At 66.9% G+C, this 25,313-nt stretch carries 23 protein-coding genes; 15 read left to right on the top strand and 8 right to left on the bottom strand.

Translation table 11 applies throughout. The annotated features are described in order from the left end of the window. The first annotated feature begins 30 nt into the window (after window positions 1-30). Genes DD542_RS14780 through DD542_RS14765 form a run of 4 tightly spaced genes read left to right on the top strand, consistent with a single transcriptional unit; the run spans window position 31 to window position 4,998 of the window. Complete coding sequence (locus DD542_RS14780; RefSeq protein ID WP_127806165.1) at window positions 31-1,053, top strand: ABC transporter substrate-binding protein; 1,023 nt, start codon at window positions 31-33, stop codon at window positions 1,051-1,053. 24 nt (window positions 1,054-1,077) lie between these two features. Further along, window positions 1,078-3,270, top strand: a complete 2,193-nt coding sequence (locus DD542_RS14775; RefSeq protein WP_127806164.1) for an iron ABC transporter permease — start codon at window positions 1,078-1,080, stop codon at window positions 3,268-3,270. A 16-nt stretch (window positions 3,271-3,286) separates the two neighbouring features. Next, window positions 3,287-4,333: an ABC transporter ATP-binding protein gene (locus DD542_RS14770; RefSeq protein ID WP_127806163.1), complete on the top strand. Its 1,047-nt coding sequence runs from the start codon at window positions 3,287-3,289 to the stop codon at window positions 4,331-4,333. 32 nt (window positions 4,334-4,365) lie between these two features. Next, window positions 4,366-4,998, top strand: coding sequence for an HAD-IA family hydrolase (locus DD542_RS14765; RefSeq protein WP_164868407.1), 633 nt, complete (start codon window positions 4,366-4,368; stop codon window positions 4,996-4,998). Between the two features lie 34 nt (window positions 4,999-5,032). Here DD542_RS14765 and DD542_RS14760 read toward each other — a convergent pair whose 3' ends face one another. After that, on the bottom strand, window positions 5,033-5,992 hold the full coding sequence (locus tag DD542_RS14760; RefSeq protein WP_127806161.1) for a LysR family transcriptional regulator: 960 nt from the start codon (window positions 5,990-5,992) through the stop codon (window positions 5,033-5,035). 146 nt (window positions 5,993-6,138) lie between these two features. On the opposite strand from DD542_RS14760, the gene DD542_RS14755 reads away from it, so the two are divergent. The 8 genes from DD542_RS14755 to DD542_RS14720 all read left to right on the top strand — a co-directional run bounded on the left by DD542_RS14755 (window position 6,139) and on the right by DD542_RS14720 (window position 14,747). Then, window positions 6,139-7,338, top strand: coding sequence for an MFS transporter (locus DD542_RS14755; protein WP_347232053.1), 1,200 nt, complete (start codon window positions 6,139-6,141; stop codon window positions 7,336-7,338). Continuing rightward, entirely contained in the window at window positions 7,335-8,810 is a 1,476-nt protein-coding gene (locus tag DD542_RS14750; protein ID WP_127806159.1) for a sigma 54-interacting transcriptional regulator, read from the top strand. The genes DD542_RS14755 and DD542_RS14750 overlap by 4 nt, the downstream gene beginning before the upstream one ends. A gap of 163 nt (window positions 8,811-8,973) precedes the next feature. Continuing rightward, window positions 8,974-10,161 carry a substrate-binding domain-containing protein gene (locus DD542_RS14745; RefSeq protein WP_127806158.1) on the top strand — a complete coding sequence of 396 codons (1,188 nt, stop codon included), beginning with the start codon at window positions 8,974-8,976 and terminating at the stop codon, window positions 10,159-10,161. Window positions 10,162-10,213: 52 nt separating this feature from the next. Next, window positions 10,214-10,975, top strand: a complete 762-nt coding sequence (locus tag DD542_RS14740) for an ABC transporter ATP-binding protein (RefSeq protein WP_127806157.1) — start codon at window positions 10,214-10,216, stop codon at window positions 10,973-10,975. Window positions 10,976-11,016: 41 nt separating this feature from the next. Next, entirely contained in the window at window positions 11,017-11,787 is a 771-nt protein-coding gene (locus DD542_RS14735; protein WP_127807404.1) for an ABC transporter ATP-binding protein, read from the top strand. Next, window positions 11,784-12,770 (top strand): branched-chain amino acid ABC transporter permease, encoded by a 987-nt coding sequence (locus tag DD542_RS14730; RefSeq protein ID WP_127806156.1) that lies wholly within the window; start codon window positions 11,784-11,786, stop codon window positions 12,768-12,770. The genes DD542_RS14735 and DD542_RS14730 overlap by 4 nt, the downstream gene beginning before the upstream one ends. A 10-nt stretch (window positions 12,771-12,780) precedes the next feature. Then, entirely contained in the window at window positions 12,781-13,881 is a 1,101-nt protein-coding gene (locus DD542_RS14725; RefSeq protein ID WP_127806155.1) for a branched-chain amino acid ABC transporter permease, read from the top strand. After that, window positions 13,878-14,747 carry an alpha/beta hydrolase gene (locus DD542_RS14720; protein ID WP_127806154.1) on the top strand — a complete coding sequence of 290 codons (870 nt, stop codon included), beginning with the start codon at window positions 13,878-13,880 and terminating at the stop codon, window positions 14,745-14,747. The genes DD542_RS14725 and DD542_RS14720 overlap by 4 nt, the downstream gene beginning before the upstream one ends. A 17-nt stretch (window positions 14,748-14,764) precedes the next feature. Here the strand turns inward: DD542_RS14720 and DD542_RS14715 are convergent, their stop codons facing one another. From DD542_RS14715 to hemH, 4 genes are all read right to left on the bottom strand, one after another. Then, a complete protein-coding gene (locus tag DD542_RS14715; protein WP_127806153.1) occupies window positions 14,765-15,172 on the bottom strand; it encodes a hypothetical protein in 408 nt (135 codons plus the stop codon). Between the two features lie 62 nt (window positions 15,173-15,234). Then, window positions 15,235-16,569 carry a HEPN domain-containing protein gene (locus DD542_RS14710; protein ID WP_127806152.1) on the bottom strand — a complete coding sequence of 445 codons (1,335 nt, stop codon included), beginning with the start codon at window positions 16,567-16,569 and terminating at the stop codon, window positions 15,235-15,237. Between the two features lie 97 nt (window positions 16,570-16,666). Continuing rightward, window positions 16,667-16,969, bottom strand: coding sequence for a hypothetical protein (locus DD542_RS14705; RefSeq protein WP_127806151.1), 303 nt, complete (start codon window positions 16,967-16,969; stop codon window positions 16,667-16,669). A gap of 667 nt (window positions 16,970-17,636) precedes the next feature. Next, the gene (hemH, locus tag DD542_RS14700) at window positions 17,637-18,728 is read right to left on the bottom strand and encodes a ferrochelatase (RefSeq protein ID WP_127806150.1); all 1,092 of its coding nucleotides are present in this window, start codon (window positions 18,726-18,728) and stop codon (window positions 17,637-17,639) included. A gap of 19 nt (window positions 18,729-18,747) precedes the next feature. On the opposite strand from hemH, the gene DD542_RS14695 reads away from it, so the two are divergent. Further along, window positions 18,748-19,488, top strand: coding sequence for an HAD-IA family hydrolase (locus DD542_RS14695; protein WP_206610827.1), 741 nt, complete (start codon window positions 18,748-18,750; stop codon window positions 19,486-19,488). Window positions 19,489-19,491: 3 nt separating this feature from the next. Beyond that, complete coding sequence (locus DD542_RS14690; protein ID WP_127806148.1) at window positions 19,492-20,142, top strand: glutathione S-transferase family protein; 651 nt, start codon at window positions 19,492-19,494, stop codon at window positions 20,140-20,142. Between the two features lie 49 nt (window positions 20,143-20,191). Here the strand turns inward: DD542_RS14690 and DD542_RS14685 are convergent, their stop codons facing one another. The 3 genes from DD542_RS14685 to hpnD form a co-directional block, all read right to left on the bottom strand. Next, window positions 20,192-22,621, bottom strand: coding sequence for an ATP-binding protein (locus tag DD542_RS14685; protein ID WP_127806147.1), 2,430 nt, complete (start codon window positions 22,619-22,621; stop codon window positions 20,192-20,194). 76 nt (window positions 22,622-22,697) lie between these two features. Beyond that, the gene (hpnE, locus tag DD542_RS14680; protein WP_127806146.1) at window positions 22,698-24,020 is read right to left on the bottom strand and encodes a hydroxysqualene dehydroxylase HpnE; all 1,323 of its coding nucleotides are present in this window, start codon (window positions 24,018-24,020) and stop codon (window positions 22,698-22,700) included. Further along, complete coding sequence (gene hpnD, locus DD542_RS14675) at window positions 24,017-24,883, bottom strand: presqualene diphosphate synthase HpnD (RefSeq protein ID WP_127806145.1); 867 nt, start codon at window positions 24,881-24,883, stop codon at window positions 24,017-24,019. The genes hpnE and hpnD overlap by 4 nt, the downstream gene beginning before the upstream one ends. A 115-nt stretch (window positions 24,884-24,998) precedes the next feature. Here hpnD and DD542_RS14670 point away from each other — a divergent pair, with 115 nt between their 5' ends. Next, window positions 24,999-25,313, top strand: a complete 315-nt coding sequence (locus DD542_RS14670) for a high-potential iron-sulfur protein (RefSeq protein ID WP_079365636.1) — start codon at window positions 24,999-25,001, stop codon at window positions 25,311-25,313.

Below are 25,313 nucleotides of genomic sequence, written 5' to 3'. Positions count from 1 at the left end.
GAGATTTCCATCCACCCAAGGAGAAAACCCATGAAAAAGAACCTCTGGCTTGCCGCTCCCTTCCTGTTCCTGCCCGCGCTGTCCGCGCAGGCCCAGAGCAGCGAGTTCAACCTGATCTGCTCGGCCCAGGCCGCGTGGTGCAACATGCTCGCCGTCACCTTCGAGAAGAGCCAGGGCGTGAAGGTCAACATGACGCTCAAGGGCTCGGGCGAGGCGATCGCGCAGATCATGGCCGAGCGCGCGAACCCCAAGACCGACCTCTGGTTCGGCGGCACCGGCGACCCGCACCTGCAGGCCGCCGAGCAGGGGCTGTCGATGGAATACAAGTCGCCCACGCTTCCCAAATTGCACGACTGGGCACAGAAGCAGGCGCAGCAGTCGGGCTACAAGACGGTGGGCATCTACTCCGGCCCGCTGGGCTTTGGCTACAACACCGAGCTGCTGGCCAAGAAGAAGCTGGCCGTGCCCAAGACCTGGGCCGATCTGCTCAAGCCCGAGTACAAGGGCGAGATCCAGTCGGCCAACCCGGCCTCCAGCGGCACCGCCTACACCATGATCGCGACGCTGGTGCAGCTCATGGGCGAAGACCAGGCGTTTGAGTATCTGAAGAAGCTGCACGGCAACATCGGCGCCTACACCCGCTCGGGCACCGGCCCGATCAAGGCGGTGGCGCGTGGTGAGGCCACCATCTCCATCAGCTTCGTGCACGACGGCCCGGGCGAGAAGGCGCAGGGCTTCCCGCTGGAGACCATCACGCCGTCGGACGGCACCGGCGCCGAGATCGGCTCGATGTCCATCATCAAGGGCGCGCGCAACCTGGACGCGGCCAAGAAGTTCTACGAATGGGCGCTCACGCCCTCGGCCCAGGCCCTGGGCGCGGCCACGCTGCAGTTCCAGCTGCCGTCGAACAAGGAGACCAAGGTCGACCCGCGCGTGCCCGACTTCCGCAAGATCAAGCTGATCAACTACGACTACGCGAAGTACGGCCAGACGGCCGAGCGCCGCCGCCTGATCCAGCGCTGGGAAAAAGACGTCAACAGCCTGCCGCGCTGACCTTCACCCGCTCCGGATTTCCGCATGAACACCTTGACCTCGCGGTCCGGGCGGGCGTTGGCCGCCTGGACCTTGCTGGGGCTGGCCGCCTACGCGCTGCTGCCCTGGTACTTCCTCCAACAACAGTCGCTCTGGGCGGCGTTGCCCGGCGTCTGGGGCGGCGACGCCACCGCCAGCGGCGTGGTGCAGGCGGCGCTGCATGGGCGGCCCTGGCTCTGGACCGGCGTGGCCGGCCTGCTGATCGCCGGCGCCGGCCTGCTGCTGCCCGTGGGGCGGGCGCAGGGCGGGGTGCTGGTGGCCGGCGCGCTGCTGGGCCTGGCCGGCCTGCTGGCCAGCGGCTTCGCCATCGGCGCGCCGGGCTGGAGCTTCCAGACGCTGGAGGCCTGGTTCGGCCCGCTGGAGCACGGCCAGTTCGGCATGGGCTGGGGCGGCTTTGTCGCCATCGCCTGCCTGGTGATGCTGCTGGGCGCGGGCATCGCGCGTCTGGGCTTCTTCCGCGGCGACGTGTTCGTCGCGGGCTCGGTGGTCGGCTGTGCGAGCCTGCTGGCACTGTTCGTGGTCTACCCGGTGCTGCGCTCGCTGGCCTCGGGGCTGTACGACGACATGGGCCTGTGGGCGCCGGGTGCGCTGGTCGACCGCCTGGCCACCGAGCGCATCTGGGGCCTGGGTTGCGTGAGCGGTGGGACACGCTGTGGCGTGGCCTGGAACACGCTGTTCCTCGCGCTGCTGACGGCGGCCGGCACGACGGTGATGGGCACGCTGATGGCGCTGTGGGCCGAGCGCGGCGGCACGCGGCTGCAGAAGCCGCTGAACGTGCTGGCCATGCTGCCCATCATCACGCCGCCCTTCGTGGTCGGCCTGGGCCTGATCCTGCTGTTCGGTCGCGCCGGCCTCTACAACCAGTTCATGGAATGGGCCTTCGGCGTGCCGCCCTCGCGCTGGTTCTACGGCGTGTTCGGTGTCTGGCTGGCGCAGATGTTCGCCTTCACACCCATCGCCTTCATGATCATGCGCGGCGTGGTGCAGGGCGTGAGCCCCTCGCTGGAAGAGGCGGCGCAGACACTGCGCGCCGACCGCCTGCGCACCTTCGTCACGGTGACGCTGCCGCTGCTCAAGCCGGGCCTGGCCAACGCCTTCCTGGTGGGCTTCATCGAGAGCATGGCCGACTTCGGCAACCCCATCATCCTGGGCGGTTCCTACGCCGTGCTGTCGACCGAGATCTTCTTCGCCATCGTCGGCGCCTCGCTGGACCCGGGCATGGCGGCGGCGCTGGCCCTGGTGCTCACGCTGTTCGCCCTGGTGGTGTTCTTCGTCCAGCGCGGGCTGCTGGGGCGCACCAGCTTCACCACCGTGACCGGCAAGGGCGACGCGGGCCTGCCGATGCCGCTGCCCGATGCGGTGCGGCGCCTCTGCTTCGGCGTGGCCGGGCCCTGGCTGCTGTTCACCGTGGTGGTCTACCTGTTCGCGTTCGCGGGCGGCTTCGTGAAGACCTGGGGCCGCGACTACACGCTCACGCTGGACCACTTCCGAGGCGCCTTCGACCTGCAGTGGGGTGAGCACGGCCTGGTGTGGGCCGGCACGGCCTGGAACTCGCTGTTCACCACCGCCTCGCTGGCGGCGATGGCGGCGCCGGTCTGCGCCTTCCTGGGCCTGCTGATCGCCTGGCTGCTGGCGCGCACCGAGTTCCGCGGCAAGTCGGCCTTCGAGTTCGCGGCGCTGCTGACCTTCGCCATTCCCGGCACCGTGCTGGGCGTGAGCTACATCCTGGCCTTCAACGTGCCGCCGGTGGAGCTGACCGGCACCGGGCTGATCATCGTGCTGTGCTACGTGTTCCGCAATCTTCCCGTGGGCGTGCGCGCGGGCACGGCAGCGTTCAAGCAGCTCGACCGCTCGCTCGACGAGGCCTCGTTCATGCTGCGCGCCGGCACGCTGACCACGCTGCGGCGCGTGGTGCTGCCGCTGCTCAAGCCGGCGCTGACGGCGGCGCTGATCTACAGCTTCGTGCGCTCGATGACCACGGTCTCGGCCGTGATCTTCCTGGTCTCGGCCAAGTACGAGCTGTCGACCACCTACATCATCGGCCGTGTGGGCAACGGCGAGTACGGGCTCGCGCTCGCCTACTGCACGGTGCTCATCGTCTTCATGTCCGTCATCACCGCGCTGGTGCAGCGCCTGGTCGGTGAACGGCAACTCGGCCGCCGCGCGGGCGGCCACTGATTCCAGGGAAACCGACATGACCACACACGGCATCCAGTTCCGCCAGGTGACCAAGCGCTACGGCGGCGCGAACGCGCCCCTGATCGTCAAGGGCATCGACTTCACGGTGCCCAAGGGCACGCTGACCACCATCCTCGGCCCCTCGGGCTGCGGCAAGACCACCACGCTGCGCATGATCGCGGGGCTGGAGTCGCCCTCCGGCGGCCAGATCCTGATCGACGGCCGCGACGTGACGGCGCTCGGCCCCAGCGAGCGCAACGTCAGCATGGTGTTCCAGAGCTATGCGCTGTTTCCGCACATGAGCGTGCTCGACAACGTGGGCTACGGCCTGAGCGTGAGCGGCCTGCCCAAGGCGGAAATCGCCGAGCGGGCGAGGGCGGCGATGGCGACCGTGGGCCTGGTCGGCATGGACGCGCGCCTGCCCAGCGAACTCTCGGGCGGCCAGCAGCAGCGCGTGGCGCTGGCGCGCGCGCTGGTGATCGAGCCGGCGGTGCTGCTGTTCGACGAGCCGCTGTCCAACCTGGACGCGCGGCTGCGCCGCAGCATGCGCGAGGAGATCCGCAGCCTGCAGCAGCGCCTGGGCCTGACGGTGGCCTATGTGACGCACGACCAGAGCGAGGCGCTGGCGGTGAGCGACCAGATCATCGTGATGGATGCGGGCCAGATCGCCCAGGCCGGCGCGCCGCAGGACCTGTACGAGCGCCCGGCCAGTGCCTTCGTGGCTGGCTTCATGGGCGAGGCCATGCTGTTCGACGGCGTGAGCGAGGCCGACGGTTCGGTGCGCTTCGGCCCGATCCGGTTGCAGCCGCGCCACCGCCTGCCGCCCGGCCCGGTGAAGGCCGCGATCCGGCCCGAAGCCTGGTCCATCGGCCCGCGCGAGGCGGGCGGCCTGGGTGGCGAGCTGCTCAAGCAGGCCTACCTGGGCTCGTTCCAGGAACTCACGGTGCAGACCGAGCTGGGCCCGATCTTCGTGGTCAGCCCGCAGGTGGACCGCGAATGGCGGCTGGGCGAAGAACTGGGCCTCACGCTCAAGGACCACGGCGTGACCGTGGTCGCTGCATGAGCTTTCACACAACAGAGAAACGGAAACAAGGCATGACGACTGAGACGGTGGTGTTCGACCTCGGCGGGGTGGTGTTCAACTGGCAGCCGACCGTGCTGCTGCGCCAGGTGCTGCCCGCGCGGGCGCGCGACGAGGCCGAGGCGGCGCACTGGGTGCGCGAGATCTTCCAGACCTTCGACCCCGACGGCGACTGGGCGCAGTTCGACCTCGGCCATGTGGAGCCCGAGGGGCTGGCGCAGCGCATCGCCCTGCGTACCGGGCTGGATGCGCAGGAGGTGATGGCGGTGATCGACGGGCTGGCGCCGCACATGCGCGTGAAGGACGACACCGTCGCGCTGATCCACGAGCTCAAGGCCGCAGGTCACCGGCTGGTCTACCTCTCGAACATGCCGCACGGGCTGGCGCGCTGGATCGAGGACGATCACCCGTTCGCCGACTGGTTCGAGGACGGCATCTTCTCGGCACGCGTGGCGCTGATGAAGCCCGACCCCGCGATCTTCCACACGGTGACCGAGCAGCTGGCGGTGAGCGACCCCTCGCCGGTGTTCATCGACGACGCGCAGCGCAACATCGACGCGGCCCACGCCATCGGCTGGCGCGGCGTGCGCTTCGAGACGGTGGCACAGGTGCGGGCGGATCTCGGGGCGCTCGGGCTGCTGGGCTGAGCGCCCCGGGCCCTCAACCCGCCACAGCCGCCGCTCAGGGGGCCACGCCGCCGGCCACCGGCATGGCCGCGCGCATGGCGTCGATGAAGCGCCGCAGGCGCAGCGGATAGAACCGGGCGTGCGGATAGACCAGGTAGACCGGCAGGGCCGGCGCCTGCCACTTGGGTACCAGATGCACCAGCCGCCCCGCGGCCAGGTCGTCGGCCGCCATCCAGGCCGACACGATGCCCGCACCCAGCCCCAGCACGGCGGCATTGCGCAGCACATAGAGGTTGTCGGTGCTCAGGCGGGGGCGGATAGCAAAGCGCCGGGTCTGTTGCGCCTGCTGGTGGGTGAGGCTCACCTCGTCTCGGTAGTAGGTGCGCAGGGCCAGCCAGGGCAGGTTGGCGAGTGCGTCCACCGTCGCGGGCGGCTCGCCGCTTTCCAGCAGTGCTGGCGCCGCGATCACGATGCGCGGCACGTCCATCAGCCGGATCGCCACCACCGAGGGGTCGCGCACCTCGCCGACCTGAATCGCGCAGTCGATGCCGGCGCCGATGAAGTTGTGCACATCGTCGCGCAGCAGCCACTCGACCTGGATGTCCGGATGCGCCTGCAGGAACCGGGTCAGGGGCCGCACCAGCTGTTCCTGTCCGAACGCATGCGGCACCACCACGCGCAGCTGGCCGCGGGGCGCCTGCTGCTCGCCGTGCGCGTCCGCGGTGAGCGCCTCCCAGTCCTCCATCAGCAGCTTGGCGCGCTCATAGCAGCGCTCGCCGTCCGGCGTCAGGTGCATGGCCCGGGTGGAGCGTTGCAGCAGGCGCACGCCGAGCAGGCGTTCCAGCGCCAGCAGGCGCCGGCTGATGGTGGGCTGGGTGGTCTGCATCTGCGCCGCCGCGCGCGAGAGGCTGCCGGCTTCGACGATGCGCACGAAGGTCTGCATCAGGGCCAGCCGGTCGCCGCTGCCGATGGGTAGCGTGTCGGCCGGTGCTGCGGGTGATGGAGGCTTATTCATTCGCATATCGTATATCTGTGGTGTGTGACAGCCGTCTTCCGCCGAAATTCACCGAGAAGGACACTGCGTCCATCGAGTTTTCTGGAGTTTGTCATGTCATCCATTCACTTGTCGAATGTATTGGGGCGGCGTCATCCCATCAGGGTGTGGCGCTTTCGCCCGCCCTGGTGCGCCTGCTGGCTGTCGGCGCTGGCCTGACCGTGGCCGCGCTGTACTACGCCCAGCCCATGCTGGGAGTGCTGGGCGCACAGCTGGGGGTGGGGCCGCAGACCCTGGGCTTCGTGCCCATGCTCACGCAACTGGGCTACGCGCTGGGCATCCTGTTGACAGCGCCCCTGGGCGACCGTTGCGACCGCCGGACGCTGGTGCTCGTCAAGTGCGGCTGGCTGGTGGCGGCCCTGGCGGGCGCGGCGCTGGCACCGTCCATTGGCTGGCTGCTGCTGGCCAGCTTCGCCATCGGGCTGGCGGCCACGGCCGCGCAGGACATCGTGCCCGCTGCGGCCACGCTGGCGCCTGAAGGCCGCCGCGGGCAGGCCGTGGGTGCGGTGATGACCGGCTTGCTGCTGGGCATCCTGCTGTCGCGCGTGGTCAGCGGTTTCGCCGCCGAACACCTGGGCTGGCGCTCGACCTTCGGCCTGGCGGCCGTGTCGGTGGCCCTGGTGGCCCTGGCGCTGGCACGCGGGCTGCCGCATGTGCCGCCCACGACCACCCTGGGCTACGGCGCGCTGCTGGCGTCGCTCGGATCGCTGTGGCGCCGCCACCCCTCGGTGCGGCAGGCCGCGCTGGCCCAGGGTGCGCTGGCGGTGGGGTTCAGCGCCATCTGGTCCACGCTGGCGATGTGGCTGCACGGCGCACCGTTCCACATGGGCAGCGCGGCGGCCGGTGCATTCGGCATTGCCGGGGCGGCCGGCGCACTCGCCGCACCCTGGTTCGGGCGCCTGGCAGACCGCCATGGCCCGCACCGCAGCGCCCTGGCGGGTGCCTGTCTGGCGCTGGCGGGCTATGCGGTGACGGGGATGGTGGGTGGCTTGCCGCAGGGTGTTCAGGTGGCGGCGCTGGCGCTGGCGGTGATCGTGTTCGACCTCGGGTTCCAGGGCGCGCTGGTGTCGCACCAGTCGCTGGTCTACAGCACCGATCCGTCGGCACGCAGCCGGCTCAATGCCCTGCTGTTTGTGGTGATGTTCGGGGGCATGGCTTCCGGCTCCGTGCTGGCCGGCATGCTGTTCGCCCGCTGGGGCTGGAACGCGGTGGTCGGTCTGGCGGTGGCCTCGGCGCTGGTGGCCGTGGGCCTTCGGCTCGGCAGGGGCGGATCGGCCGGTACCGCGGGTACCATGCAGCGACCATGAGCCCCGACACCCGCCTCCCGCGCGACGCCCAGAGCATCCTGGAGCTGGCCGCGCGCTCGATGTTCGACCTGTTCGCCAACGCCAGCGAGGGCATGCTGCTGGTGGACCGCAAGGGGCGGGTGGTGTGGATCAACGACCAGTACCGCCGCTTCCTGCCGGCGCTGGGCTACGAGCGCGAGGAAGACTTCGTCGGCCACCCGGTGTCAAACGTGGTGCAGAACACGCAGATGCACCAGGTGCTGGAGACCGGCAAGCCGATCCTGATCGACCTGCTGACCAACAAGGCCGGCACCTTCGTGGTCAGCCGCATCCCGCTGCGGGACGAGGCGGGCGAGGTCATCGGCGTGCTGGGCATCGTGCTGTTCGACCACCCCGAGACCACGCTGCAGCCGCTGATCGCCAAGTTCGCGCGGCTGGAGCAGGATCTGAACGAGGCGCGGCGCGAACTCGCCAGCCAGCGCCGCGCCAAGTACACCTTCGCCAGCTTCGTCGGCAGCAGCGCCGCCGCGCAGGAGGTCAAGCGCCAGGCGCGCCGTGCGGCGCAGTCGGCCAGCCCGGTGCTGCTGCTGGGCGAGACCGGCACCGGCAAGGAGCTGCTGGCGCACGCCATCCACGCCGCCTCGCCGCGCGCCGGCCGGCCATTCGTGGGTGTGAACATGGCGGCCGTGCCCGAGGCGCTGATGGAGGCGGAGTTCTTCGGCGTCGCGCCCGGGGCCTACACCGGCGCCGACAAGAAGGGGCGCGACGGCAAGTTCAAGCTGGCCGATGGCGGCACGCTGTTCCTCGACGAGCTGGGCGACATGCCGATGGCCGTGCAGGTCAAGCTGCTGCGCGCGCTGCAGGACGGAGAGATCGAGCCGCTGGGCTCCAACAAGCTGATCCGCTGCGACGTGCGCGTGGTGGCCGCGACCTCGCGCGACCTCGCGCAACTGGTGCGCGAGGGCCTGTTCCGCGAAGACCTGTTCTACCGCCTCAATGTGTTGCCCATCCGCGTGCCGCCGCTGCGCGAGCGGCAGAGTGACATCCCGCTGCTGGTCGAGACGCTGTGCGAGGACATCGCGGCGCGCGGCGCCAATGTGCACCTGGAGCTGCTGCCACCCGCGCTCGATTTGCTGGCCGCGCAGCCCTGGCGCGGCAACACGCGCGAGCTGCGCAACGTGCTGGAACAGCTGGCGCTGCGCAGCGACTCGCCGCAGATCGGCGCCGCGCAGGTGGAGCAGGTGCTGCGCGACTCGGGGCTGGACCGCATCGAGCCCGCGCTGTCGCGGCCTGCCGCCCCTGTGCCGGCGATGGCCGCGGACGACGACCTGCGGCCGCTGCCGGTGCAGATCGCCGAGCTGGAGCGCCGCGCCATTGCCGCCGCTCTGGCGCGCACCGGGGGCAACCGGGTGGCGGCGGCGAAGCTGCTGGGCATCTCGCGCGCCAGCCTGTACGACCGGCTGTCTGTGTCTGAAAACCAGACAACTGTCTGATATTTAGACATTTTGGATTTGGATGGTGTGTCTGAATTTCAGGCATTCATACGGCAAGACAGCAGCAGCTCATTGATTCAAAAGGACTTTTCTTCCTGGCACGGACCGTGCAAAGTGGGTTGGCGTTCACCGGCCCGGTGATCCCACAACCAGGAGACAAGACATGTTCCAGACCACGCGCCGCGTTGCGGTGATGGCCCTTGCCTGCGGCGCCGCCGCTGCCTTCGCCCAGTCGGGCGGCGAAATCCGTATCGCCCACGTCTACAGCAAGACCGGTCCGCTGGAGGCCTACGGCAAGCAGACCCATGTGGGTCTGATGATGGGTCTGAACTACGCCACGGGCGGCACCATGATGGTCGGCGGCAAGAAGATCGTCGTGATCGAGAAGGACGACCAGGGCAAGCCCGACCTGGGCAAGAGCCTGCTGGCCGCGGCCTACGCCGACGACAAGGCCGACCTGGCCATCGGCCCGACCAGCTCGGGCGTGGCGCTGGCCATGCTGCCGGTGGCCGAGGAATACCAGAAGATCCTGCTGGTCGAGCCCGCGGTGGCCGACTCCATCACCGGTGACAAGTGGAACAAGTACATCTTCCGCACCGGCCGCAATTCGTCGCAGGACGCGATCTCCAACGCCGTGGCGCTGGACAAGGCCGGCACCACCATCGCCACCCTGGCGCAGGACTACGCCTTCGGCCGCGACGGCGTGAAGGCCTTCAAGGACGCGGTGAAGACCGCCAAGATCGTCCACGAGGAATACCTGCCCACCAGCACCACCGACTTCACCGCCGGTGCGCAGCGCCTGATCGACAAGCTCAAGGACCAGCCGGGCCGCAAGGTGATCTTCATCATCTGGGCCGGCGCGGGCAACCCGTTCAAGATTGCCGACCTCGACCTCAAGCGCTACGGCATCGAGATCGCCACCGGCGGCAACATCCTGCCGGCCATGGCGGCCTACAAGAACTTCCCGGGCATGGAAGGCGCCACCTACTACTACTTCGGCATCCCCAAGAACCCGGTGAACGAGGCCATGGTGGCCCAGCACTACACCCAGTTCAAGAGCCCGCCGGACTTCTTCACCGCCGGTGGTTTCAGCTCGGCCATGGCCGTGGTGACGGCACTGAAGAAGACCAACGGCGATGCCAAGGCCGCCACGCTGATCAAGACCATGGAAGGCATGAGCTTCGAGACGCCCAAGGGCACCATGACCTTCCGCAAGGAAGACCACCAGGCCATGCAGAGCATGTACCACTTCAAGATCAAGGTGGACCCGGCCTTCGCATGGGGTGTGCCTGAGCTGGTGCGCGAGATCAAGCCTTCGGAAATGAACGTGCCGATCCGCAACAAGCGCTGAAAGCGCTTGTCCGTCTGACCCCTGCGCCGCGCTCGCGGCGCCAGGAGCCCCCATGCTTGAAACCACTGACCTCACGGTCCGCTTCGGCGGGCACGTGGCGGTGAATGCTGTCTCCTGCGCGTTCGCGCCGGGCACGCTCACCGCCATCGTCGGCCCCAACGGCGCCGGCAAGACCACCTACTTCAACCTGATCTCGGGCCAGATCAAGGCCACCGCCGGGAGCGTGAAGCTCAACGGCGTGGACATCTCGGCCCAGGGCGCCCCGGCGCGGGCGCAGGCCGGGCTGGGCCGGGCCTTCCAGCTCACCAACCTGTTCCCCAACCTCACGGTGCGCGAGAACGTGCGGCTGGCGGTGCAGGCAAGGGCAGGGGCCGGGCTCAACCTCTGGAAGATCTGGAGCGACCGCAGGGACCTGGTGGTGCGGGCCGACGAGGTGCTGGAGACCGTGGCGCTGGCCGACAAGGGCGACCAGCTCGCGGCCAGCCTGCCGCACGGCGACCAGCGCAAGCTCGAAGTGGGCATCCTGATGGCGCTGGAACCGCAGGTGTTCATGTTCGACGAACCCACCGCCGGCATGAGCGTGGACGAGGTGCCTGTCATCCTGAACCTGATCCGCCAACTCAAGGCCGACAAGACCAAGACCATCCTGCTGGTCGAACACAAGATGGACGTGGTGCGCGAACTCTCGGACCGCATCATCGTGCTGCACAACGGCGAACTCGTGGCCGACGGCGACCCCGCAACCGTGATCGCCTCGCCCGTGGTGCAGCAGGCCTACCTCGGCATCAACCCCACCGAAGAGGAGTTGGCATGAACGATCAAGGCCAGCGCGGAACCGGCTTTGCCGGGCCGCAGATGGCGCCCCCCTCGGGGGGTGACGCCGCAGGCGGCGCGGGGGGGCTTCTTGTTCTTGAAGGCGTGCACACGCACATCGGCGCGTACCACATCCTCCACGGCGTGGACCTGGTCGTGCCCAAGGGCGAGCTGACCATGCTGCTGGGCCGCAACGGCGCCGGCAAGACCACCACGCTGCGGACCATCATGGGCCTGTGGCACGCCAGCCAGGGCCGGGTCACGCTGGCCGGGCAGGACATCACCGCGCGCCAGACGCCCGAGATCGCCACCAGCGGCGTGGCCTACGTGCCCGAGAGCATGGGCATCTTCTCGGACCTGTCGGTGCGCGAGAACATGCTGCTGGCCGCGCGCGGCGCGCGCACGCTCGACGACATCGACACCACGCGCCTCGAATGGATCTTCGGCCTGTTCCCGGCCATGAAGAAGTTCTGGAACCACCCGGCCGGCAAGCTCAGCGGCGGGCAGAAGCAGATGCTCGCGGTCTCGCGCGCCATCGTCGAGCCGCGCCAGCTGCTGCTGATCGACGAGCCCAGCAAGGGCCTGGCGCCCGCCATCATCCAGAACATGATCGCGGCCTTCCGCGAACTCAAGGCCGCGCAAACCACCATCCTGCTGGTTGAGCAGAACTTCAACTTCGCCAAGCAGCTGGGCGACACCGTGGCCGTCATGGACGACGGGCGTGTGGTGCACAGCGGTTCCATGGCCGAACTCGCGGCGGACGAATCGCTGCAAAGCAAACTGCTCGGTCTGAGCCTGGGAGCGCACCAATGAACTTCCTGAAAGACATGGACTGGAAGCCCATGGCCCTGGTGCCGCTGCTCGCGCTGGCCGCGCTGCCGGCTATCGGCAGCCCCTCGACCTGGCTCACGCTGACCGTGGCCGGCCTGGCCATGGGCATGATCGTCTTCATCATCGCCTCGGGCCTGACGCTGGTGTTCGGCCTGATGGACGTGCTGAACTTCGGCCATGGCGTGTTCATCGCGCTGGGCGCCTTCGTCGCCACCACGGTGCTGGGCAGCATGAACGCCTTCACCACCGCCGACAGCCTCTGGACCAACCTGCTCGCGCTGCTGCCGGCCATGCTGGTGGCGATGGCGGTGGCCGGCGCGCTGGGCCTGGTGTTCGAGCGCTTCATCATCCGCCCCGTCTACGGCATGCACCTCAAGCAGATCCTGATCACCATGGGCGGCATGATCATTGGCGAGGAAATGATCAAGGTCATCTGGGGGCCGGAGCAGATTCCGCTGCCGCTGCCCGAAGGCCTGCGCGGCTCGCTGCTGATCGGCGACGCGGCGGTCGAGAAGTACCGCATCGTCGCCGTGCTGGTCGGTACCGCCGTGTTCGCCGCCATGGTCTGGACACTCAACCGCACCAAAGTCGGTCTGCTGATCCGCGCCGGTGTGCAGGACCGCGAGATGGTCGAGTCGCTGGGCTACCGCATCAAGCGCCTGTTCGTCGGCGTGTTCGTCGCCGGCAGCGCGCTGGCCGGGCTCGGCGGCGTGATGTGGGGCCTGTACCAGCAGAACGTGGTGCCTCAGATGGGCGCGCAGGTCAACGTGCTGATCTTTATCGTCATCATCATCGGCGGCCTTGGTTCCACGCTGGGCGCGCTGATCGGCGCGCTGCTGGTGGGCCTGATGGCCAACTACACCGGCTTCCTGGTGCCCAAGGTGGCGCTGTTCTCCAACATCGCGCTCATGGTCGCCATCCTGCTGTGGCGTCCGCAGGGTGTGTACCCCGTCACGAGCCGTTGAGGAGCCACCCATGCTTGCACGACTCCTCTCCAAAGACCTGCCGCGCAGCCCCTGGCTGGCGGCGCTGCTGGTCATCCTGTTCCTCGGCCTGGCGTTCGCGCCCTTCCTGTTCCCCGGCGTGAAGGCGCTCAACGTGGCGGCCAAGATCCTGATCTTTGTCGCGCTGGTGGCCAGCTTCGACCTGCTGCTGGGCTACACCGGCATCGTCAGCTTCGCGCACACCATGTTCTTCGGCATCGGCGCCTATGGCGTGGCGATTGCGCTCAGCTCGGTGGAAGAGGCGTCCTTCGGGACCATCCTGCTCGGCGTGGTGTGCGCGCTGCTCGTGTCCACGCTGCTGTCGCTCCTGATCGGCCTGTTCTCGCTGAGGGTGCGCGCGATCTTCTTCGCCATGATCACGCTGGCCGTGGCCTCGGCCTTCCTCACGCTGGCCTCGCAGCTGTCGGACTTCACCGGCGGCGAAGACGGCCTCACCTTCAGCGTGCCCGAGCTGCTCTCGCCCGGCTTCTCGCTGAGCGAAGAACCGCTGGCGCTGCCCTGGGGCGAGGTCAACCTCAACGGCAAGCTGCTCACCTACTACCTCATCTTCGCCAGCGTCTGCGCCATCTTCCTCACGTTGCTGCGCATCGTGAACTCGCCGTTCGGCCGCGTGCTGCAGGCCATCCGCGAGAACGACTTCCGCGCCGAGGCGCTGGGCTACCGCACCGTCGTCTACCGCACGCTGTCCAACGTGCTCTCGGCCCTGTTCGCCACGCTGGCCGGCTGCCTGCTCGCGCTCTGGCTGCGCTACAACGGGCCGGACACCTCGCTGTCCTTCGAGATCATGCTGGACATCCTGCTCATCGTCGTCATCGGCGGCATGGGCACGCTGTACGGCGCGCTGATCGGCAGCGTGCTCTTCGTGCTGGCGCAGAGCTACCTGCAGGACCTGCTGCGAGTCGCGGGCGAGGCCACGGCCGGCGTGCCGCTGCTGCCCGCGCTGCTCACGCCCGACCGCTGGCTGCTCTGGCTGGGCCTGCTGTTCGTGCTCTCGGTCTACTACTTCCCCACCGGCATCGTCGGCAAGCTGCGCGAACGCGCCGTGCTCGCGCGGCTGAAAGGCATGAAATGAACGACCACGCTGTTGTGCCCCAGTCGCGCTACCTGACCTGCGAAGGCCGCGAAATCCACTTCATGGACTGGGCGCCCGCGCCCGGCACCACCGACCACGGCACCGTCATCGCCTGGCACGGCCTGGCGCGCACCGGCCGCGACATGGACCCGCTGGCCGCGCACCTGAGCGCGCTGGGCTACCGCGTGATCTGCCCCGACACCATCGGCCGCGGCCTCTCGCAATGGAGCCCCGAGCCCAAGGCCGAGTACTGCCTGGCCTTCTACGCCAAGCTCGCGCGCTCGCTGGTCGACCAGCTCGGCCTGGACCAGTTCCATTGGGTCGGCACCTCCATGGGCGGCGCCATCGGCATGGTGGCCGCCGACGGCCTGCTGCGCGGCCGCATCCTGCGCCTGGTGCTCAACGACAACGGCCCCAAGCTGGCCGACGCCGCCCTCGAGCGCATCCGCAGCTACGCCGGCAACCCGGCCAGCTTTGCCACGGTGAGCGAGCTGGAGCAGTACTTCCGCTCCGTCTACAAACCCTACGGGTGGCTGAGCGACGCGCAGTGGACGCTGCTGACCGAAAGCTCGGTGCGCCGCCTGCCCGACGGCCGCGTCACGCCGCACTACGACCCGGCCATGGTGATGCAGTTCATCGAACACCCGGGCGACTACGACCGCTGGCCCGAATACGACCGCATCGACATCCCGGTGCTGTGCCTGCGCGGCGCCGAGTCCGACCTGCTGCTGGCGGATACCGCAGAACAGATGCGCGACCGCGGGCCGCGGGCGCTGGTGGTGACGATTGCCGGATGTGGGCATGCACCGGCGCTGAATGTGCCGGAGCAGTTGCAGTTGGTCAGCCGGTTTTTGGCGGGGCAGTGAGGAGGCTCTTTGGCGGCCTACCGTTGGCCCTCTATTTGAGCGCTGGAGTCAAGAGCGAGCGACATTGAGCGGCTTTCCCATTTGGGATTGAACGGGTCGGGTCTGTGTACAGCGATTTTGTATGAAACCTCAAGCACATCATTCATAAGCGCAACTTGCTGAACAGGAATGCCAACAAGAAAAGGCCCAGAGCCCAGATGAATAATTTGGCTGTACGCATCAATGAATGGGTCTGCAGCAAAGTTCTTGCGCGACTTTTTGTAGGCGATGCGGGCTTCTATTGAGCAGAACCGATCTACATAAAGCTGCTCCATAAATCGCACGACGTCGCTCGTGCTTTTGCGAGCAGAGAGAAGCGAAAGCAACAACTGCCCGCTCTGCGGATAGTGCTCCTGAAAGATTACCCAAGCAGGACCGTGGTTCATTGATGGCTTCGGTCCAGGTAATGCGGGGCGGACTTGCCGTTGGAAATCGCCTCGACAGCGTGCTAGGTGTTTTCCCGTGGCGGCGCAAGGCGGGCGCTACTGGCTGATGCTGCATCTGCTATCTCGTCCTCCTCCAAATCAACTTCAGACCGGACCTCAACTGGTGCCCCTGTGGTTTCGATTTTTCGTATCGTCGACTGAATTATCGATGTGATTCGACTCATTGATTCCATCTTCCGGCTTAACGTGTCTCCAGGAACAATCACGTCGGTTTGGTGCACAACAACGTTCCTGAGTCTGAAGAAGTCAAGAATTTCCGCCCGGTCAGATCGACTTATTACTTCGTATCGCTTTGTCAATAAATTGAGGATGGCCCGGATATTGTTCTGAAACTGGGCGAGCTTCTTCTGTTCCTGCTCTTTCGTGACGATCAAAGAAGCAAGTAGATAGAGTTGTTGATGCAGTCTATTCCAGAATACCAAGAACTCGCCATAGTTCGCGCTCTTGCTAAATGCAGCGCTTTCAGAGACCAGTTCCCGATCGTCGTCCGCTACGGTGATTTTGTCCAAACTATCTAGTGCCTGTTGTAACTTGGGGCTGAGCTCCGTGCAGAGGGTCGATATTTCTTCGAAGTCCACTCTGAAAACCGGTCGGTTGTGTGCGATGAGATTTCGTTTCTCGTAAAGCTTGTCCCACCGAATCTTGAGATATTCGCCTTCGCACTGAACAAGGGTTGAGAAATAGCGGTCCCAGTTTGATCGCGGGATAGCCAGCTTCAAGTCGTCGATCGCAAGGTCGGTAATCTTTGTGGCCTTCTTGATTCTGTCAGTTAGGACAACCATACTAACGGTCGTGTATTCCTTGAATAGAAAGTTGGAAAGTTGAATGAAGTCAACTTCGTAGAGATAGTTGTGGTCTGGCCTAGCGGTTTTCGATCTAACGGACTCAACAACTTCACGTGGGACTGTTTCATTTGCCCATCCAACACCGACATTCGTCAGCATAAACTTGGTGATGAGTTTCCTCATTGTGTTTTCGAGGTCGTGTATCAGCGGGTAGGCTAACTGAGCGTAGTGCAAGCTTACGCCGTCCCAAAGCGTCTGCGCCGGCTTGCCACTGGCCTTGTGTAGGAGAGACCTGATCGACTTCAGTAGCGACTCGAAGCGCGGAAGATCATCTACATGATGGAGGGTAAGCTTTGCATGAAAGTAACGTTGCTTGTCACTAAGGACTTCTCCAGTCTGGAGTTCGTAGCCCAGAACGAGGGACTCGAATCTTAGATCCGCCTTCGAAACAGAAACTCCATCTATCGTCTTGAGCAAGTTGTTGAAAGCAGTCGTGGTAGTGCAGAAGGCATCCTTCTGATCGACCGTGATAAGGTACTCGACACGAAACAATTGATTCCCCTTGGGTAACTTGAAACTGCCTAGCAATTATGGTTTACGGAGGCCAAAGGCCATTCGTTCTGGGCTGACTTATTTTGCATGACGCGCGTCATGGAACATGCACCAAGTAAAAACTGAATCTGTACCTTCCATCGGCCGCTTCATGGATGTGCAGATGTAGAGTAAGGTCGCTGCGACCTTCTGTCACTGTCCAAAGATCTATCAGTGCATCCCATCGATTGCCCATCCAGATATATACTGAAGATTGCCAGGTGTATTCCGGCAGATCTATTAGTTCTGTTCCATATTCCTCTATGTACCCGCGAATGCCCTCTGCCGTATCGGAAGGAATCGTATCAACATCCACTACTCCTTTCCCGAGCTCGTAGTCATGGCTGACGAACGCGCTCACGATGTCATAAATCGTCGAGCGCCAGACAAGCGGAATCGGAAGTTCCGATTCTTTGTTCTTGACGGGGTGTTCTGCCGAATTTAGTTCTTCTAATGTTTTCGAGGCTGCTCCGGGCTGTATAGCGCTGCTATAGCAGGCGCGCTTTAACGTGTCTAGTGGAGGTTGGTTTTGGGTCGGAGTGATTTGTGATAATCTTGTTGAAAATTAAAGCTTGCCTTTGAGTGGATGCTCGTGTTGCCATCCGGAAGCACCTCTAGAGTTTACATAGAAAATAAGAAGATCCGCTGCGCTCCTCGAGTTTACCCAATGAATTAAAGACGATGCAGGTCCTCTGGACTCCACTTCACACCATAGGCCATCATTGTTGTGTGCGGGTCCGCGCGAATCTACTTTGCAAACAAGCAAATCAGCCGCACCACGATAATTAACTTCGTGAACGAGAACGTTGGCAGCGCCTCGAGAGTTAACTACATGTATTAGTGCCATGGTTGCTCCTTGTGTTTGGCTGGGTTTAAAGGGCTAACGCAACATGCCCGCAACTGCTGTTAGTGATCAAAATCCCTTCGAATCTGGGAATCCTCTTGAGATCAAGCGACAAGGCAATTCTGCCGTAGGTAGGAGCAGGTATAACAGATGCGGAAAATCCGGCAAGCGAGTTCCAGTCTCCTCAATCCCTCGCCCCCCGCGCCAACGCCCGCTCCCGACTCGCCGCCAACTGCATCGGATCGTCCGCCTGCTTCGTCGGCCAGCCCTGCAGATGCCGTTCGCTCAGATCGGCCAGCGCACGAATCCAGTCCGGGCTGTCGTTGAGGCAGTCGATGTATTCGAAGCGCTGGCCGCCCGCATGCTTGAAGGCTTCCTGCGCTTCCATGCGGATTTCTTCCAGCGTTTCCAGGCAGTCGCTGGTGAAGCCGGGGCAGACGACGTCGACGCTCTTAAGGCCCTTCTGCGCCAGCGCGACCAGGGTCGGCTCGGTGTAGGGCTCCAGCCACTTGGCCTTGCCGAAGCGCGACTGGAAGGTGACGGTGTAGTCGTCCTTGGCGAGGCCCAGCTTCTCGGCCAGCATGCGCGCGGTCTTCAGGCATTCGCAGTGGTAGGGGTCGCCCAGGTGCAGGGTGCGTTCGGGCACGCCGTGGAAGCTCATCACGAGGTGGTCGCCCTGGCCGTGGTGCATCCAGTGCGCGCGGATCTTGCGGTGCAGCGCGTCGATGTAGCCGAGGTCGTCGTGGTAGCGGTTGACGAAGCGCAGCTCGGGGATGTGGCGGATCTTCTGGCTCCAGGTGGAGACGGCGTCGATCACGCTGGCGGTGGTGGTGCCGCTGTATTGCGGGTAGGCCGAGAGCACGAGCACGCGGGTCACGCCCTGGGCCTTGAGTTCGTCGAGCACGGCGGGGATGGACGGGTTGCCGTAGCGCATGGCGTAGCGCACGGTGACCTGGTGGCCACGCTCGCCGAGGTAGCCGCGCAGCAGCGTGGTCTGCTTCTCGGTCCAGACCTTGAGCGGCGAGCCCTCGGGCGTCCAGATGCTGGCGTACTTGGCGGCCGACTTCTTGGGCCGCACACGCAGGATGATGCCGTGCAGGATCAGCAGCCACAGCGCGCGCGGAATCTCTACCACGCGGGGGTCGCCCAGGAACTCGGCGAGGTAGCGGCGCAGGGCCGGTGCCGTGGGTTCGTCGGGGGTGCCGAGGTTGCACAGCACGATGGCCGTGCGGGGCGCCTGGCCATGTTTGAAAGCGGGTTCGGTCTGAAAGGGCATGCGCTATTCTCCCGCAGCCATGAAGACCCCTGAGCCCCTGCGCACCCATGTTCCCGACCGAGGCCTGGAGCTGTCCCGCATCCGCGCCATCACGCTGGATCTGGACGACACGCTCTGGCCCATCTGGCCCACCATCGAACGCGCCGAGCGGGTGCTGCAGGACTGGCTGGACACACACGCGCCGGCCACCGCCGCGCTGGGCCGTGACCGCAACACCCTGCGCGAGGCCCGCAACCAGATGGTGACGATGCGGCCCGACCTTGCACTAGACATGAGCGGCCTTCGGCGGGAGTCGATCCGCTGGCTGCTGCAGCGCGCGGGCGAGGACCCGGCGCTGGCCGAGCCGGCCTTCGAGGTCTTTTTTGCCGAGCGGCACCGGGTGGAGCTGTTTGAAGACGCGCTGCCTGCGCTCGAATACCTGGCCAGCCGGTTCCCGGTGGTGGCGCTGTCCAACGGCAACGCCGACGTGCACCGCGTCGGCATTGGCGCGCATTTCCACGCTTCGTTGCACGCGGGCGGTTTCGGCGTCGGCAAGCCCGACGTTCGCATCTTTCACGCCGCAGCCGAGGCCGCGGGCGTGGCGCCGCACGAGGTGCTGCACATCGGCGACGACGCGCACCTGGACGGTGTGGGCGCGCTGAACGCCGGCATGCAGCTGGCCTGGCTGAACCGCGCCGGCCACCCCTGGGAACACGCGCCGCTGGTGCCGCACCTCACGGTGGGCGACCTGCACGCGCTGTGCCGCGCGCTGGAGGGCTGACGAATGACGCTGAGCATCCACGGCATTGCGGCCTCGCGGGCGCTGCGCCCGCTGTGGGCCGCCACCGAGCTGGGCCTCAGTTTCAATCACGTGCCCACGCCCTACCAGGGCGGCGCGACCCGCATGCCCGAATTCCTGGCGCTCAACCCCAACGGCCACATCCCGGTGGTGGTGGACGCGCGGCCGGAGGGCGAGGTGGTGGTGTGGGAGAGCATGGCCTGCGCGCTCTACATCGCGCGCCACCACGGCGTGGGCGACGGGGCGTCGATCACACCGGCCACGCCGCGCGAAGACGCCGAGGCGCTGCGCTGGAGCTTCTGGGCCGTGAACGAAGCCGAGGCCGACGCACTCACGGTGCTCATGCACCGCATGGTGATGCCCGCCGAGCGACGCAAACCCGAGCTGGCGCTGGTGGCCGCGAAGCGGCTGGCCGTGCCGCTGCGTGTGATCGAGCAGCACCTGCAGCAGCAGCACACGCGCGGAGAGCGCCATCTGGCGGCGGACCGTTTCACGGTGGCCGACCTGTGCGCGGCCAGCGTGCTGAACTGGGCCAGACCGGCGCGCGAGCTCATGGCTGCGCACCCGCTCACGCACGACTGGATCCGGCGCTGCATCGAGCGCCCGGCGCACCTGGCCGCGAAGGCGCTGGGCTGAACGAAAAACCCCTGCCGCGCTGCGCGCGACCCAAAGGCGAAGCTTCCCGTCAGGTCCGGAGCCGCCTCGTGCGCCCCGCCGATCCGGCGCGCTGGCAGGCGCGGCGGTAGGCCTGCAGGGTCTGCTGCGCGCGCCCGAGCACGCTCTCGGCCGGGTAGTCCACCTCCACCGCAGGCGCCACCGGCAGGCCCGAGGGCAGGCCGGTCAGCAGCTCCAGCCCTTCGCTGAGGTGGGCGGCGGTGTGGATGTGGAAGCGGCCCTGCTCAACGGCCTCGACCACAGGGCGCTCCAGCATCAGGTGGCGCAGGTTGCGCGCGGGCATCAGCACGCCCTGGCGGCCGTCCAGGCCCGAGGCTTCGCAGACGCGGAACCAGCCCTCGATCTTCTCGTTGATGCCGCCCACGGGCAGCACCTCGCCGTGCTGGTTGAGCGCGCCCGTGACCGCAATACCCTGGTTGAGCGGCACACCCGAGAGCGCCGAGAGCACGGCGAAGAGTTCGGCGCAAGAGGCCGAGTCGCCCTCCACGCCGTGGTACTCCTGCTCGAACACGATGGAGGCGTTGAGCGCCAGCGGCGCGAGGTGCGCGAACAGGGCCGTGAGGTAGCTGTGCAGGATCAGCACGCCCTTGTCGTGGATGGGACCCGACATCTCGACCTCGCGTTCGATGTTGAGCAGGCCCTGCGTGCCCGCGTGGGTGCGCGCGCTCACACGCACCGGCAGGCCAAAGCGCCAGTCGCCCAGGTCGATCTGGGTCAGACCGTTGATCTGGCCCACCTGCTCGCCGTGCAGCGTGATCAGGCGCTCGCCCTCGGCGATGGATTCGCGCAGGCGCTGCTCGGGGTAGTTGTGGCGCTGGCGCCGCGCATCCAGCGCCGCGTCCACGTCTTCCCGTTCGACCCGGCTGGCGCCGCGCGCGCGGCACATGCCGGCGCTCTCGGCCACCAGGGCCTCGGTGCGCGCGAAGATGGCGCTCTGGCGCGTCTGGTCGTCCACCTGGCGGTGGGCGTCCTCGATCAGTCGGGCCACGGCCGGCGCCGACAGGTGGGGCAGGCCCAGTTTGCGGCAGGTGTGGGCCACGAACAGCGCGCTGGCCGCGCGGGTCTCGTCGCTGGCCGGAAAGCTCTCGGCGAAATCCACCTTGACCATGAAGTGGCGCGCGAACTCGGGGTCGGCCTCCTGCACCGCGTAGTACTCGTCCACCGATCCGATCAGCACGATCTTGGTCTCCACGTCCACCGCCTCGGGTTGCAGCGAGACGGCCGCCATGGGCATCAGCGAGCTGCCGGGCTCCTCGATCTGCACCCGGCCCGAGCGCATGAAGCGGCGCAGCTTCTCCCACACGAGTTCGTCGGCCAGCAGGTCGCGCAGGTGCAGCAGCAGGAAGCCGCCGTGGGCGCGGATCAGGCTGCCCGCACGCACGCGGAAGAAGTCGGTCATCATCACGTCCTCTTCGGCCTGGTACTCGATGCGGCCAAAGAGCGTGTGGAACACCGGGTTGTCTTCCGCGATCACCGGCGCGCCCGACAGGTCGGCGTTGTCCACCACCAGGTTGACGCGGTAACCCAGCAGCAGCTGGGCCAGCGCTTCCTGGCGCGCCTCGTCGTCGCTGTCCTGCGCGATGAAGAGCTCGATGTGTTCGAGCACGTCGTGCTGCACCTGGTCGAGGTAGCTCCCGAGCTTGACGGAGTCCTTGATCTGCTTCTTCAGGCTCACGCGGATGGTCTGCAACTCGTGGTCGAGCAGCGGCTTGACGGTCTGGCGGCGCAGTGCGGCCAGGCCTTCGTTCATCACCCGCAGCATGGGGCGGGTCTTTTCCAGGAAGCGTGCGATCTCATCGCGCAGCTCCTGCTCGGCCTTGTCGATCTCGGCGCGCCGGTCTTTGGAGAGCGTGCGGGCCTCGGCCTCGGTCAGCGCGGCACCCTTTTCACCGATGAGGGTGAAGACCAGATGGCCCGATTCGCGAAACAGATTGAAGCTGCGCGCCTCGGCGAAAGCGACGAGCTCGCCATAGGCCTTGGCCTCCTCGGCCTGGTAGGCGTTCTGGATGCGCTCGCTCTCGGCCTTGAAGTCTTCGCTGCTCAGGCGCAGCGGGATCTCGCTCTGGAGGAAACGCGAGAGTTTGCCCATGAGCTGGCGCAGCTCGCGCCCCTGGCCGGCGGGCATGCGCAGGGCGCGCGGGCGCTCGGGGGCGTCGAAGTTGTGCAGGTAACACAGGTCGGGCGGCACCGGGCGTTCGGCGGCCACCGCCCGCGTCAGCTGCCGCAGCAGCGTGGCGCGCCCGCTGCCCACCTCGCCCAGCACGAACAGGTTGTAGTCGGGCTGGTCCATCGCCAGGCCAAAGCGCGCGGCCGTTTCGGCGCGCTCCTGGCCGATCCAGGGCAGGGCGCCGGTGGGCAGCGTGGATGTGTCGTCGAAGCCCAGCGAGGCGGGGTCGATGCGCAGGCTCAGTTGCTCGGGGGCGAGGCGGGTGGTGGTCATGGCCAAGTCTCTCTGGTCGGTGTGACCATGATGCGCAGATTGCGGGGGGGCGCCAAGCCCGGGCGTCAAACCGGCGTCAACCGATCCGCGCCACCGCAGCCAGACCGCTGCGCACCGCACCTTCGATCGTGGCCGGGTAGGGGCCGTCGACGTAGTCGCCCGCCGCCCAGAGCCCCGGCGCGATGGCAGTGGCTGGGCGCTTCAGCGCTGGTGTGCAGGCGAAGGTGGCGCGTTTTTCCACCACCGTCTGGATGGCTTGCAGATTCGGCCATCCCAGCTGTTGGCCAGCCTGTGCCAGCACCCTTTGCTGCAGTTCGTCGCGTTCGCCCTCGCTGGCGCTGACCACAAAGGCCAGCACCCCCTGGGCGGACGGGTCGTCCGGGCGCAGTTGGCCGCGGTCGAACGCGAATTGCGCTGGCGCGTCGGGGCTGTTGCGCAGCGCGAGCATGGGCGCCGGCAGGCGCGCATCAGGCGCCCAGGCATAGACCGTGGTGATGGCGGTGAAGTCCAGCTGGCGGGTTTGAGCCGCCCAGTCGCGCCGCGCGGCGCTGCTGGCGCTCTCGCCGGTGGCGGCGCCGATGGTCGACGCGGCGTGGCTGGCCGCGGTGGCCCAGATCACCCGGTCGAAGTCTTCCGACCAGCCGTCGCCTGCCAGCGTCCAGCCTGATTCAGTGTCCTGCAGGTCCGTGACCCGCGTGCCCAGCCGCACCCGCGCGCCGAGATGGCGGCAGGCGGCGTCGGGCAGCAGCGCGCCGAGGTCGTCGCGCGGCAGCAGCAGGGCCGAGGCGGACCAGCGCCCGAAGCCCTGGCCGAACAGCGCGTCGCGCATGACCGCCAGGAACACCTGCGCGCTGGCCTGGGCCGCGGGCAGGTTCAGCGCCGAGACGCACAGCGGCTCGATCAGCTCGTCCATCGCACGGGCGGGCAGGGCGCGGCACAGCTCGCCCACCGTGAGCGAAGGCGGGCAGACAAAACCCGAGCGCTGCCACGCCAGCGAGGCGCGCACCAGCGCAAGCCGCTCGCCCCATGACCAGCCGCTCGCGGTCAGGATCGCGGCCACGGCGTCCAGCGGCGCCGGCCATCGCGCGGCCCAGGCGGGCGTCTGCAGGCCGCCGCCGTCGGGGTAGGGCAGGGACAACGGAGTGCCGAGCAGGACCTGTTCCGGCTCGATGCCCAGGCGCTGCATCAGGCCCAGCGTATAGCGGTAGGCACCGATCAGGATGTGCTGGCCGTTGTCCAGCCGCAGTGGTACGCCGTCGGGCCGCGTGGCGGGCAAGGCGCGGGCGCGGCCGCCGGGCGTGCGAGTGGCTTCGAACAGGGTGACGTCTGCGCCCAGGTCCATCGCCTCCACGGCGGCGGCCAGGCCTGCCCAGCCGGCACCAACAACCGCCAGCTTCACAACCGTCCCAAGGCTTGCACCTTCCACGCCAGCCAGAACTTGCGCAGTGGCGTCAGGCTCACGCGCTGCGTCAGCACCAGCACGGGGTCGGCGGCGATCTCCTGCAGCAGGGTGCGGTAGATGCTGGCCATCATCAGGCCCGGCTTCTGGGCGCGGCGGTCGGTTTCGGGCAGCAGCGCCAGCGCCTCGTCGTAAGTCGAGAGCGCGCGCTCGCACTGGAAGCGCATCAGTTCCAGGAAACGGCGTTCGAAGTCGGCCTTGTCCATGCCGGGGGCGGCGCCGCGCTTGATCAGTTCGTGCGCCTTCACGTCGAAGCGCTGCAGCTCGTTGACCGGCAGGTAGATGCGGCCGCGCGCCGCGTCCTCGCCCACGTCGCGCACGATGTTGGTCAGCTGGAAGGCCAGACCCAGCCGGTGGGCGTAGTCGGTGGTGCGCGGGTCGGTCTGGCCGAAGATGCGCGCCGCCACCTCGCCCACGATGCCAGCCACCAGGTGGCAGTACTGCTGCAGGTTGGCGAAGTCGAGGTAGCGGCTCTGGTCCAGGTCCATCTGGCAGCCGTCGATCACGGCCAGCAGGTGCCGTGCCTCGATGCCGAAGGTGGCGGTGTGCGGCATCAGCGCCTGCAGCGCCGGGTGGTCCGCCCGGCCCCCGAAGGCCTGGGCGACCTGCTGGCGCCACCAGCCCAGCTTGGCCTGGGCCACACCGAGGTCGCTGACCTCGTCGACGACGTCGTCGACCTCGCGGCAGAAGGCGTAGAAGGCCGTGATGGCGGCGCGGCGCTCGGGCGGCAGGAACAGGAAGGCGTAATAGAAGCTGCTGCCGGAGGCTGCGGCCTTCTGCTGGGCGTAGTCTTGCGGGTTCATGGGCATGGTGGTGGACGCCAAGTGTACGCAGCCGATGCGGCCCTGCTTAAGTGCTTCTTCAGTCCTCGTGTTTAGGCTGCGAACGCGATTTCGCACACAACCCCACGAGGTACCCATGAAGAATTCCAGTCGTCGCGTGTTCATGTTCCAGGTGGCCGCCGGTTCGGCCCTGCTGTCTGCTGTCGCGGCACAGGCACAGACCTTGCCCATGGTCAACGAGAAGGACGCCCAGCCCATGGCCCTGGGCTACGTTGCCGACACCAACAAGGCCGACGGCAAGAAGTTTCCCAAGCACGCCGCCACCCAGAAGTGCGGCAACTGCACGCTCTACACCGGCAAGCCCGATGCGCCCTCGGGCCCCTGCGGCATCTTCCCGGGCAAGGCGGTGGCCGCGGGCGGCTGGTGCAGCGCCTACGCCAAGAAGGCCTGA

It is taken from the genome of Hydrogenophaga sp. NH-16, assembly GCF_004006415.1.
Taxonomy (GTDB): domain Bacteria; phylum Pseudomonadota; class Gammaproteobacteria; order Burkholderiales; family Burkholderiaceae_C; genus Hydrogenophaga; species Hydrogenophaga pseudoflava.
The sequence above is the reverse complement of the archived record's forward strand: the minus strand, read 5'-3'. Positions and strand labels throughout refer to the sequence as shown.